This window comes from Xanthocytophaga agilis, from assembly GCF_030068605.1.
In the GTDB taxonomy this organism is placed as follows: Bacteria; Bacteroidota; Bacteroidia; order Cytophagales; family 172606-1; genus Xanthocytophaga; species Xanthocytophaga agilis.
In genome coordinates, this window is the sequence record NZ_JASJOU010000019.1 from 106,999 (window position 1) to 119,248 (window position 12,250).

Annotated in this window: 13 protein-coding genes; 9 read left to right on the forward strand and 4 right to left on the reverse strand. The window is 38.8% G+C overall.

What is annotated here, in order from left to right; all coding sequences use genetic code 11:
- Positions 1-261 precede the first annotated feature (261 nt).
- The 3 genes from QNI22_RS35110 (at position 262) to ctlX (ending at position 3,193) form a co-directional block, all read left to right on the forward strand.
- Complete coding sequence (locus tag QNI22_RS35110) at positions 262-531, forward strand: hypothetical protein (protein ID WP_314518618.1); 270 nt, start codon at positions 262-264, stop codon at positions 529-531.
- 177 nt (positions 532-708) lie between these two features.
- Complete coding sequence (locus tag QNI22_RS35115) at positions 709-2,178, forward strand: arginine deiminase family protein (RefSeq protein WP_314518759.1); 1,470 nt, start codon at positions 709-711, stop codon at positions 2,176-2,178.
- Positions 2,179-2,239: 61 nt separating this feature from the next.
- Positions 2,240-3,193: a citrulline utilization hydrolase CtlX gene (gene ctlX / locus QNI22_RS35120; RefSeq protein WP_314518620.1), complete on the forward strand. Its 954-nt coding sequence runs from the start codon at positions 2,240-2,242 to the stop codon at positions 3,191-3,193.
- A 1-nt stretch (position 3,194) separates the two neighbouring features.
- On the opposite strand, the gene QNI22_RS35125 is transcribed toward ctlX, so the two are convergent.
- From QNI22_RS35125 to QNI22_RS35135, 3 genes are all read right to left on the reverse strand, one after another.
- Positions 3,195-4,469 carry an ATP-binding protein gene (locus tag QNI22_RS35125; protein WP_314518622.1) on the reverse strand — a complete coding sequence of 425 codons (1,275 nt, stop codon included), beginning with the start codon at positions 4,467-4,469 and terminating at the stop codon, positions 3,195-3,197.
- Positions 4,470-4,535: 66 nt separating this feature from the next.
- Positions 4,536-4,910 carry a hypothetical protein gene (locus tag QNI22_RS35130; protein ID WP_314518624.1) on the reverse strand — a complete coding sequence of 125 codons (375 nt, stop codon included), beginning with the start codon at positions 4,908-4,910 and terminating at the stop codon, positions 4,536-4,538.
- A gap of 73 nt (positions 4,911-4,983) precedes the next feature.
- Positions 4,984-7,080, reverse strand: coding sequence for a ComEC/Rec2 family competence protein (locus QNI22_RS35135; protein WP_314518626.1), 2,097 nt, complete (start codon positions 7,078-7,080; stop codon positions 4,984-4,986).
- A 140-nt stretch (positions 7,081-7,220) separates the two neighbouring features.
- Between QNI22_RS35135 and QNI22_RS35140 the strand changes: the two genes are divergently transcribed.
- The 6 genes from QNI22_RS35140 to QNI22_RS35165 all read left to right on the forward strand — a co-directional run bounded on the left by QNI22_RS35140 (position 7,221) and on the right by QNI22_RS35165 (position 11,414).
- Entirely contained in the window at positions 7,221-8,090 is an 870-nt protein-coding gene (locus tag QNI22_RS35140) for an SDR family oxidoreductase (protein ID WP_314518628.1), read from the forward strand.
- Between the two features lie 83 nt (positions 8,091-8,173).
- Positions 8,174-8,620 (forward strand): type I restriction enzyme HsdR N-terminal domain-containing protein, encoded by a 447-nt coding sequence (locus QNI22_RS35145; protein ID WP_314518630.1) that lies wholly within the window; start codon positions 8,174-8,176, stop codon positions 8,618-8,620.
- A gap of 272 nt (positions 8,621-8,892) precedes the next feature.
- The gene (locus QNI22_RS35150) at positions 8,893-9,408 is read left to right on the forward strand and encodes a DUF1648 domain-containing protein (RefSeq protein ID WP_314518632.1); all 516 of its coding nucleotides are present in this window, start codon (positions 8,893-8,895) and stop codon (positions 9,406-9,408) included.
- 126 nt (positions 9,409-9,534) lie between these two features.
- Positions 9,535-10,029, forward strand: a complete 495-nt coding sequence (locus tag QNI22_RS35155) for a hypothetical protein (protein WP_314518634.1) — start codon at positions 9,535-9,537, stop codon at positions 10,027-10,029.
- A gap of 93 nt (positions 10,030-10,122) precedes the next feature.
- A complete protein-coding gene (locus tag QNI22_RS35160; protein WP_314518636.1) occupies positions 10,123-10,830 on the forward strand; it encodes a CAP domain-containing protein in 708 nt (235 codons plus the stop codon).
- Between the two features lie 116 nt (positions 10,831-10,946).
- The gene (locus QNI22_RS35165) at positions 10,947-11,414 is read left to right on the forward strand and encodes a GNAT family N-acetyltransferase (RefSeq protein ID WP_314518638.1); all 468 of its coding nucleotides are present in this window, start codon (positions 10,947-10,949) and stop codon (positions 11,412-11,414) included.
- 49 nt (positions 11,415-11,463) lie between these two features.
- Here QNI22_RS35165 and QNI22_RS35170 read toward each other — a convergent pair whose 3' ends face one another.
- Positions 11,464-12,237: an enoyl-CoA hydratase/isomerase family protein gene (locus QNI22_RS35170; protein WP_314518640.1), complete on the reverse strand. Its 774-nt coding sequence runs from the start codon at positions 12,235-12,237 to the stop codon at positions 11,464-11,466.
- Positions 12,238-12,250 lie beyond the last annotated feature (13 nt).

Genomic DNA, 12,250 nt, shown 5'->3' on the forward strand with positions numbered 1-12,250 from the left:
TAATGTACTTGTTGAAGCCAGTATCATCCAGTTGCAAATTGTCTCAAAATAAAATTTTGAGACAATTTGCACCAACTGTATTGGTATCTTGTGTTGAAACCTTGTTACAAATATTGAAAAATAATGTATTTCAAAAAAGTCATTGTTTTTTTAAAAGAGATTTATCTCTAATTATATTATCTTCATAACTATAAAATAGTCATTTTGTATTCCCATCAAATGGCTTTAACTTGCAGAAAAGGTTAAAGCCATTTTTCATTTATGGGATTATTCGATTTTTTTAAAAGTCACAAAGATCAATCTAGCAAAAAAGAGGATGTAAATAAGCCACTAATGGCAGACCTAGAACAAAATCCTCTACAGGCAGGAGATATTGTGGATGCACTCCGGTATGACCTAGGTAGGTGCAAACTTGTAGAAGGACAATCAGGATATGAATACGAATCATTGGAAACAGGTACACGTGTCAGCTGGCTGCGTATGATAGATGCAGCCACACAACTGCAAAAAGTAAAAAAAGTTACTTCCTAAAAAACCGGCTTGAAGAACTCATCAAAGAGCAATCTGCGGTCTTTGATTTTTTATTTCAAACCTCTAACAATTTGATGAATAACTGCCAGCTAATCTTTGATCATAAGATTATATACTATTTCTGGCATTTTACGTATTGCCTCACATCAGCAAACTACATATAAGCATTTTCCATTTATGTTAGTGACTACATCACATTCACAGAAAACCAGCCATCAGGTTAATGTATCATCCGAGATAGGAACACTTCGCCGCGTTATTGTACACAGCCCTGACAGTGGTCTGGGTAAGGTTGTACCATCAAAGGCTCAGGATTGGTTGTTTGAAGATATTGTTCATCTGGATACCATGCGTCGTGAAGAATATGACCTATATATTAAGATATTGCTTTATTTTCTCGATCCACAGAAAGTAAAAGGAAAGATTAGTACGATTGATGCTCCGGAAAATAGCAGAAACTTTTATAAGCCTGAACACCCTGATTATTTTAACTCCAATAAGGTTATAGATCCTCAATCTCTCCTTTCTCATATACTGGAAGATGAAAAAGTAAGAATCCGTTTGCTTGCAGCTATATGTGCAGTTGAAAGATGTTCTTACACTACACAAGAATATCTAACAACGCTGCCATCCAAAGAATTATCCAAAACACTTATATCTGGGACATTACCTGATAAATCTATGATTTTTGCTCCTATTCCTAATTTCATTTTTACAAGGGATATTGGCATTACCATTAATGATCATATTCTACTGAATAAACCTGCTAAGATAGCCAGGACACGGGAAGCATTATTAACCCAATATATTTTCCATAATCACCCCATTTTTGTTCATCTGAAAGATAAAATAATAGAGATACCTGAGAGCGAACACCATTTCCTGCTTCCTGACGGTGAAAAAGATTACAAACGGGCAACACTCGAGGGAGGAGATGTAATGATGGTTAGCCCTAATCATCTACTTATCGGTCTTAGTGAACGGACCTCACCTTATGCAGTGAACCAGGTTATCAAGATCTTGTTTGAAAAAGAAGTTGTTGAGAAAATTACGGTTATCAAAATACCTAAGAAAAGAGATTTTATGCATATTGATACCATCTTTACACAGGTAAAACAAAACGTTTGGGTACTTCTGGGGACATTGTCCAGAGAAGGAGAAGAACTGGAGAAGCGGGATTTTATGGAAAGCCTGCAAGAAGTAAAGCCGTCAGAGAAACTTAAAATTATGCAGTTTGTTAAAGGATACGGAGACAAACCTGTACACTATGAGTATCTGGAGGATCTGCTGGACGACATTAGCCAGAATGATCTTGGGTGTAAGGAACAAACTGTTTTTGTATATTCGGGCAACAATGAGTTTCCGTTTGGTGCCAGAGAACAATGGACGGATTCCTGCAATCTGTTAACTATCAAAGAGGGAGTTTCTATCGCCTACGACCGGAATGATAAAACCATAGAAGCCTTTAAACAAGCTGGCTTTGAAGCAATAGGAGCAGCAGAATTACTCGATCAGTTTGAAAAGGGAACTATTACGCCCGAAGAAGTTGAAAATACTATCATTTTACTTCCTTCAGCCGAGCTTTCACGAGCCAGAGGAGGATCTCACTGTATGAGTATGCCATTGTTGAGAGATCCTATTCAATAATGTAGTCGTTAGTTTTTAGGGTATAAGTATAACTTCCATTTTAAAGTATAGATAAAGCACTATGGCAAACGATTCAATCCATAATTTCCAGCAAACTACCTCTCATATTCTGATGATTCGTCCAGTGAGATTTGCCTTCAATGAGCAAACGGCTGAAAGCAATGCATTTCAGGACGCTACAGCTACAGAAGATCCGGAAACTGTTCAGTCTAAAGCTCTACGGGAATTTGATATGATGGTAGACAATCTGCGGGGGTTTGGTATAGATGTTACCATTATAGAAGATACTCCTGACCCTCACACTCCTGATGCTATATTTCCTAATAACTGGATTTCATTTCACCAAACTGGCAATGGAACCGTTTATTTGTATCCTATGCAAGCCCATAATCGTCGCTTAGAACGGCGTATGGATATTATTGAGATGTTGAAACGGCGTTATCATATCTCTCAGATTGTAGACCTTTCTCACTTTGAGTCAGAAGATAAATTCTTGGAAGGAACCGGAAGTCTTGTACTGGATCGGGACTACCGTATTGCCTATGCCTGTCTGTCGCCACGTACTCATGAAGAATTACTCAAGGAGTTTGCACAAAAAATGGACTACCGGGTAGTATCCTTTCATGCAACAGATGAGCATAACAAACCAATCTATCACACCAATGTCATTATGTGTATTGGAGAGCAGTTTGCTGTTATTTGTCTGGAATGTATTCAGGATGAGAAAGAGCGTTATCACGTCAGAAAAACCTTGGAAGAAACCAACAAAGAAATCATCGAACTGAGTATTGAACAGGTAAATCGGTTTGCAGGAAACATGTTGCAATTACGTACCCGAAAAGGGGAAAGATTGCTGGTTATGTCATCTCAAGCCTATCAGGCCCTATTACCGGATCAGCTTCGACGCCTTGAAAAATATACTCAGATTACGTATACTAACCTAAATACCATTGAACGTAATGGAGGCGGTAGTGCACGTTGTATGATAGCCGAAGTTCACTTGGCTCCGTTATAGATCAGGCCACCAAGGGTCGACCCAGATTGGGAATACTGATCATAAACTCTGATCCTACACCTTCCTGTGAAGTGGCAGAGATTCTTCCTCCAATACGTCCTGCCGTTTCACGGGCTATGTATAGTCCTAAGCCAGAGCCTGGTTTGGTAACATTAGAACGATAAAACATAGTAAATATCTTTTCCAGATCTTCACTGGCTATTCCAATTCCATTGTCTTTTATACGGATGATCACATGCAGTGGCAATACATGACAACTGATCTGTATCTGAGGATCTCTATCTGGTTTATGATAATAAAAAGCATTGGAAATAATCTTGGCCAAAACAATACGTAAACGATATCTGTCTGTATAGAAGGCATCTTTCATCTTGGATTCTACCTCTATTAAAACGCGAGCAGCCGTATTGTCTTCTCTCTGACAACAACCTTCTACAATACTTTTAATTTCTTCCTTTAAATTTATTTCTTCCTGTTTCACAGCCAGCCGGGTATTACGGGAATAATCCAGAATATCCAGAATATAGCTATCCATACGAAGTAAACTACGTTTCATAAGATGAGTATATTCCTGCATTTCTGCCATATTCTCTTCCTGCTTGCCCAGATTTGTTAATCCAAGAATGGATGCAACCGGAGAACGCAAATCATGGCTTACACTGTAAATAAACTTATCTAGTTCCTGATTACCCTTTTTCAGGTTCTCATTCTGTGCCCGTAACTGCTGTTCAGAAATAACAATAGCACTTTCTGCTTTACGGCTCGCATTCACAATCTGAAATACAAAAAACTGGCAGAAAAACACAGATAAAACCATATTTACCTGACCAATGATTTTCAATTGTGAAGGTGGCATATCCCCAACTATATAATACGAATTATCATAAAAAGTCAAAAGCAGCCAGAAAAGGGTAATATGCGAAACATGGATCAGCAATAGTTTCTTGTTGCGAAAATCTATTAAAAAAGGCAGCCCAATCACAAAGGGCAAATAGAATAGATATGCATTGCTTTTACTTGAGAGTGTAATTGCCGAAAAAAATATAACCAGGCTAATACCGAATGCAAAAACATTACCTGCCAGCACACCTCTACCTCTTCTGTTCAAAAGATAGGCAATGATACATACAGGCAATCCTGGTACCAGATACCAAAGGGTGCCCCATGATCCAAAGATCATATCCGGAAGTCCACTAAGGATAAATACAATAAATGCGGCCTTGGTTGTTCTCTCCAATAATGCACTCCTACCCTCCTTTAGATCCAGGTATGCCATTGTTTTATTGCCTGTTGATTAATGTAAGAAGAAGGAGCCTGATAGTTAATAGCTCCTTCTATAAAATTATTGTCTGGATTGACGTCTCTGCTGGACTTTATCCATCTGCTCTTCTTGTAAGTCTAAATACCTTTTGTACTGCTCAGGTGACAGCACTTTCTGCATATTTGCATCTCCTGCATCTTTAATAGCTTTGAGTTGCTGCATGCGCTGTGCTTTATCCATTGTCTGGTCAGCACGTACACTATCTACCTTTACGGCTCTACTCAACAAAATATTTTTTACCTGTGTTTGCTGATCGGCAGTCAATGTAATTTCTTTTGTCAAACGTTTTGTCTGCATTTCAGCACGTTGCTCAGGAGTACGAGGCATACGTTCCTGTGCCATAGATAATCCTATAAACATTACTCCCATAAGGGCGCTTAAAATAACCTTTTTCATTGTTTTTAAAATTGTTAGTTCTAATAGCTTAGAAAACTATTACACAAAAAGGTTTAAACAGACAATGCGAATTTTATAGTGTAAATGTAAAGGCGCCTTGCTCCTGCACATTGTGACATACTATTTTTTGCCTCCTTAACTCATTGCTCAATCGCTTTGATAAATAATACCGGTTTGAGGCGTCCAGAATAATTGTAGTAAATGACTGTATCGGAAATTGTTTAATGTTTTTCAGACTATTGTTCTGTATAATCAGATAGTCAAACTTTTGCTTCTGAAACAGCTGCATATTAACAGGTTGATGCAGAATGCAGATATGTTTTCCATGCCAGATAAATAAAGAAAACTGTTTGTTTTGGTGAATTGCCAATATGTTAGAATCTACGTTTGAGAAGACCATAGAACGTACATCCAGAATTTGTCTTCTTGTCCAGTGGTTTTGCAAATGGTAAGAAATTTGGCTCTTATTCTGAGACAATGCAGAATCTGCAATAAATACATGCTGCTTATGATCAACAATGTCTAACGCAGAGTGACCAGGTATGGCATATACAGCTAAAAAATGTTGCTGTGTGTAGTTGATCTTGTGATAGCCTTGGTTCACTGTTAGACAAAGCAACAATACCAATACCCCACTCCATACTCTAAGTCTTGGTATATACAAAAACCATAATACCAGAAACAGCAAGACATATAATACACCTAGTTCCCATAGTTCCAGATAGTTTCCATGCATCAGAGCTCCAGGCGTATGTTCTGTCCAAAAGGCAATCTGATTCATCAGCCAGGTTAGCCATTTGAGTATAAAACCAATGGAATCTGAAAGATAAGGTATCCAGGAAACTGCTAATAATGCCAAACCTCCATATAATACACCAACCGACACAGGTATCATCAACAGATTGGCTACCAGGAAATAGGTTGGAAACTGATGAAAGTAAAAAAGCGAAAGAGGCAATACAGCTATTTGAGCAGCAATACTACCACAAACAAGTTTCCATAACTTATCTATCCAGGTAGTCTCAAACTCAACCCAAGTATAGATACGAGGATATAGGTATATAATGCCTGCTACGGCCAAATAGGATAACTGAAAACCAACATCCTGCAACAAATAAGGATCATAACATAAAAGTACAAATGCGGAAAACCCCAACGTATTAAATAATGTCCCTTCTCTACGCAATACCTCACCTAAAACAACCAAAGAAAACATCACAACAGAACGCAATACAGAAGTTGACAAGCCAGTAATAAAGGCATAGAACCAAAGTAGTACTAAAGCTGTGATCGCAAAAATCCAGTTCCCATACCGTACTTTTTTAATTCGCCCAAATACAAAAAAAATCAACTGAAAGATAATGATGACATGAGCTCCGGAAACAGCTAGGATATGCATAGCCCCTGCTGCTGCATAAGCTCCCTTCAGTTCATCATCCAGCCCACTCCGAAGTCCAAGCACTAGACCGGAGATAATAGCATATTCGTTCTCAGCAGTAATATACGTGCGAAAAACCTTATCTGCCCAAGCTCGTCCCTGTAAAGAGGCAGAGATGACAGCATTTCCTGCGGTATGTTCATATACAATAAATTTTCCTTTTCTGACAAATTGCTGGTAGTAAATCTGTTGGAGAGAAAGATATTTCCTATAATCAAACTCATCCGGATTGGGAGGAGGTTGTACAGGTAATGGGGCACCATAGATAATCAGCTTATCTCCATATAAAGGTGCGGGTGCGTCTTTAGAAGTGTATATCAGTACTTTTCCAGTTGCAGGTTTGAGTTTTTCGTGAGATAACACTTGTTCTATCTCTATAACAGTCCTGTAATTTTTAGCTTTGGATTGAACTTCTGAGACTACTTTTCCAGTATAATATGTAACTTCGCTCAGGTGTAAAATGTGATTCGGGTGATTGGTATCGGTTTGCTCATAGGTGCATAACCATCCAAATGCACTTGTAACAACGAAAGCCAACAGACCAAACCAAAGCGACATTCGCACTTTTTGCCTTTGCTGTATCAGCCATAAAACCAGATACCCAATAAAGGAAACACTAAAAACAGATACAACAACCAATAAGGGAATGTTAGGAAAGGCTCTGTATAGCAGTATACCTGCCAGTAGAAAGATCGTAAAACGGATAAAGACATACGGAGTCCACCTGAACATAAAATCTGGTATTGAGTATCTGGCTTTGGAGAAGCACTACTACATTCACGAAAAAATAGCTTTATCTGGTTGCAATGTAAAGCTACTATTCTGTTGAAAATCTGTTTTGTATATTTTTTTATAAAAACCTACACTTGTGTATGTCTAACAAAATTTGTCTGATTACAGGCGCCAACTCCGGAATAGGAAAAGTAACAGCCAGAGAATTGGCTAAAGCAGGGATGGACATCATTCTGGTTTGCAGAAATGAAGCAAAAGGGAAGGAAACGCTGGCAGAGCTACGTCTACTGGCAAAAGGCAAACTAGATCTGTTCGTTTGTGATCTGGCGAATCAGGAATCCATTGTGCAACTTGCACAGCAGATATATGCATCCTATGATCATCTCGACTTGCTGATTAATAATGCAGGCCTTATTCTGGATAAACCCGGCCTGACTCCTGAAGGATTTGAAAGTACGTTTGGCATTAATCACCTAGGTACCTTTCTGCTTACCAATTTATTGCTAGACTTATTGAAGAAAGGAAATGAGGCACGTATTGTTACGGTATCATCTGATGCACACAAATGGAGCAAATGGAATCTGAATGAAGTAGCTCATGCTGCCCATTTTAAAAGTCTGACAGCTTATGCCAACTCCAAACTTGCCAATATCCTTTTTACACGGGAGCTAGCCAAGCGGGTCAAAGAATTTGGTATTACAGCTAATAGTCTTCATCCAGGTGCAGTACAAACCAACTTTGGTGCAGGTACACAAAATGGCTGGTTCGTTTCGTTATTTAATCTGGCCCGTCCATTTTTCCTTACACCAGAGCAGGGAGCTCAAACAAGCATTTACCTGGCAACTTCACCGGAAGTCAAAGGTGTCAGTGGCTTGTACTTTGTCAAAAAGAGACCTAAAACACCGTCAAAAGAAGCCCAAAGTGATCTAAATGCGCAACAGCTCTGGCAGAAAAGTGAAGAGTGGACACAACTCCCCAAAAGACTAAAAGAACTGCAAAAAGTATCCTGAGCAGATATATAGATAGCTGTTATTCTAACGTTTATATACTACATACCACCTGATACTATTGAAAAATACAATCGTTGTAAAACATGCTTGAGTTAAATCTGCCTCCTTATAAACATGAGGTAATTCGCAAGAAAGATAAACTGTACATCTTTGATATTCTACGAAAGAAATATATATACCTGACTCCTGAAGAATGGGTAAGGCAACATTTTGTACACCTTCTGCTGAATAAATACAGTTACCCAAAGGCTCTCATTAAAGCTGAGAGTGCAGTTATTTATAATCAGTTGCCCAAACGTGCTGATTTGTTGGTTTTTGACAGAAATGGAAAACCTTTTTTACTGATAGAATGTAAAGACACATTAGTGCCATTGGATGATCTGGTACTACAGCAGGCAGCCAGATATAATCATATTGTGCAGGCTCCCTATGTGATTCTGGTCAATGGTCTGGAGTGGTTTTGTTATCAGGCAAATACCGAAAGTGGGCCATTTCTCTTGCTGGAAGATATTCCTTTATTTCCGGATTGAGTAGTTTTCTTGTTATAGATCTATCCAATCACTATATAAAATAGCCAGTCAGGCAAATCCCGTTTGCATTACCATTCGTGAATTAGTCTACTCTCAATCCTGAACAAGAGTATCTGCATTCCAGAAGTCTTACCAAAAAGATAGTATTTTGCTGTGATTTGCCTTTCACAGAAGCTACCTTTGCAACCGCAAATTTCGAAAGCTGATTATCCTCCCGTTGGAATTCAGATATTTGCCAACTTAAAACCATTGCTCATCTATTTATTTCTTTTATGCGTCCACTTTTCCTGGTTATCCGTTTACTTAAAATATTGTCGTGGCTGGGTGCTCTAGCGTTTCTTTTGTATTCATACTACTATCTTCCGGATCAAATTGCTATTCATTATAACCATGAAGGGGTTCCCGATAATTTTCTCTCCCGTGAGTCTTTCTTTTATATAGCTGCAGGGTTTATTATTCTGGTTAACGTAATTCTGTCCCTGATTGGTCGGTTGGTATTAGGTCTACCAAATCAGGCAATCCTGGTTCCCAATGCTAATCACTGGCTAGCCAATAAAACAAGTAGAGAACAGTTAATGTACATTCTTCGTAACTGGATCAATGCACTGGCAGTGATTCTGAATGTATATACAATGGCAATGCTTTTTATTACCCTGCGTTTACATACCAATCAGCGTGTATTTCTAAGCGATTTCACCTGGATTCTTTTTGCAGGAATTGCGTTGATTGTGGTATGGGTTATTTATCTGCCGATCCGCCTGCGATTCAAACAAACAGTTGAGATCTGATCTTGTCGAATGAGTTATAATAAAAGAAAATCCCATCAGACAATAAATCTGATGGGATTTCGTATCTAACAGGGAACAAATCCATACAACAATCAAAATATAGACGTAACAAACCATTATTCATTCATGCAAAAAAAGGTAGTATCCTCTCTTTTTTTTATCCTTTTTGGTATAGCAATATCATATGCTCAAAGTGCAGACCTGGGTAGATTATTGCAGGAACGTGATCAACTCTATCATGCTTATGACTCTCTGGGAAAAGAAAAAAATGCATTCTTTGGTGGACGATCCAAAAAAGATCTCCAGAATATGATTCTGGCCCTACACAGGATTATTTCCAAAGACAATGAGATCATTCGGGAAGTACGACGTACATCTTACCAAAAAGAAAGCAATCTATTTGGGCAAAACAGGGCCTCCTCTGATCGTATTTATGACCTGGATCAACAGGTGACCAGCCTAACCAATCAGCTAAAGCGTAAAAATACCGAACTACAAGATCAGCAAGCTGCTATGGGAGAACTTCTGGGAGCTATGCGCAAGTTGCAAATTGGGGTAGTTGTACTCACCGCACTTGTTATTGGAATTGGCTTTTATATGTTTCGTCAGCGCCGAAAATAGAACAAGGTAGTTATCACTGTTTTATATTTCATTTATGTCCTATCTGTAAAAATATTTTTCTGCTACATTCGTTTTTAAAAGAAAGGTATTTTCATGGAAAGAAAACGTATTCCTAAAACTTTAGTATTGGTTCTGTGTTTAATGGTCACTAATGTATCAGCCTATGCGCAGAAGTATTATCAGATGACATGGCGAGAGTTTTATGCTCTCCCGGAAGCTCAAAAACCGATTGATCCTAAAAATCCAGATTATGAACTAATTGATGCAGCATTCTTTCATGCCACCAATGAAGCTCGCGAAAAGGAAAAACGTAAAACTTTTCTGTACTCTGAGGTGCTGTATACAGCCGCCGATGAACATTCGGCTTCTATGATTAGTAAAAACTACTATGCACACGAAGATCGTACAGACAAAAAGCGTTACCTGCCTGGTCAGCGCATAACACTAGCTGGTGGAAAATTTATGGCAACAGCCGAAAATATTGCGCAATATGAGGTAATTGCTACACCAGGACAGTATTGCCCCCGCAAACAAAGCAATGGAGAATACCGATATTTTGACTGCAATACAGACAAGGTATATCCTGCCCATACAGCTGTCTCTTTTGCACAGAAGGTGGTAAAAGGCTGGATGAACTCTCCAGGTCACCGACGTAACATTCTCAATAATGATTATCAATATATGGCTTGTGCTATTCAGATTATAAAAAATCCCTATAAGTCAGAGAATACACCTTTTGCCAGAATAACTCAGAACTTTGGTGGAGGGATCATGCCATCCAGCCAGGCTTCTACTAAATAAAACACTCTCACCGTCAGAAAGATACAAGTACCTTTCTGACGGTCATGAGATATAAAGACCCCTACATTCTTTGACTTGGCTAACCCAAATGTTGTGAAACACAATCTGTATTCCGTATGAGAATTGAGAATTGCACCATTGATGACTTTAATCAAATAACCCGTGATATTATTGATTTTTGGGGAAGTGATAGAACGTTGTCGATGCATCATCCATACTTAGTGTATGAATTTGGGAATACTGCGTTTGTGATTAGAGATAGTGGGGTTGTAATCGCCTATCTTTTCGGTTTTTTCTCACAAACAGAAAGTGTTGGATATGTGCATTTGATTGGTGTTCGGGAACACTATCAAAAGCAAGGGTTAGGTGAGTTGTTGTATGATAATTTTATACAACTATCTAGATCCAAAGGAATACAAAAGCTAAAGGCTGTAACAACACCAACAAATACCAAATCAATTAACTTCCATCAGAAGAAAATCGGAATGACATTGCTTGGCTTACCCAACCCGGAAGGAATCAATGTAATTCGGGGTTATTCCGGACCTGACAAAGAAACAGTTGTATTTGAAAAAATACTATAAATAGGTTGATTACCTTAAATCCAGGTTTAGTAGAAATATGCCCTAACATCTACCAGGTAAGGTCCTTTTTATCCAGAAACGCAGCAATACCTTTCTGACAATCTTCAGACGCACGTGCATGAGCATTGGCTTCTGCTGCATAGGTCATCGCATCAGCCAGTGTTTTTTGCCGGATGTCCGCCAGTAGTTTTTTAGTCCATGCCATGGATTGAGCAGAGTTTTGCTGACACAGTTGTTCGGCCAATCCCATAATCTCGCTATCTAGCACATCAGGCTCTGTGACAAAGTTAATGAGTCCATACTCCTGAGCCTGTGAAGCGGGAATCAGATTGCCGGAAAGTAATAGTTCACGGGCTTTGCCATCTCCAATCTTGTTAGCCAGAAAATAGCTTACAATGGCGGGAATAAAGCCAATTTTCACCTCTGTATACCCAAACCTGGCTTCTGGTACACTAAAAGAAAAGTCACATACAGTTGCAAGTCCACATCCGCCTGCAATAGCATGTCCCTGAATCCGGGCAATTACCACTTTTGGCATTGTATAAATCAACTCAAACAGTTGAGCTAGTTGTCGGGAATCTTCCAGATTTTCTTCATAGGTGTTGGTTTGCAATTGCTGCAAATATTCCAGATCTGCCCCAGCACAAAACACTGGGCCATTTGCTTGGAGGATAATCACTTTTACATTCTGGTCCTCAACTGCCTTGGTAAGTAATTCGGTTAATTCCTTTACAACTATATGATTGAGTGCATTGCGTTTTTCAGGTCTATTGAGTGTTACCAATGCAATACGGTTCATAACAGCATATTCAGTCCAGCTCATTCTAGTTCAAATT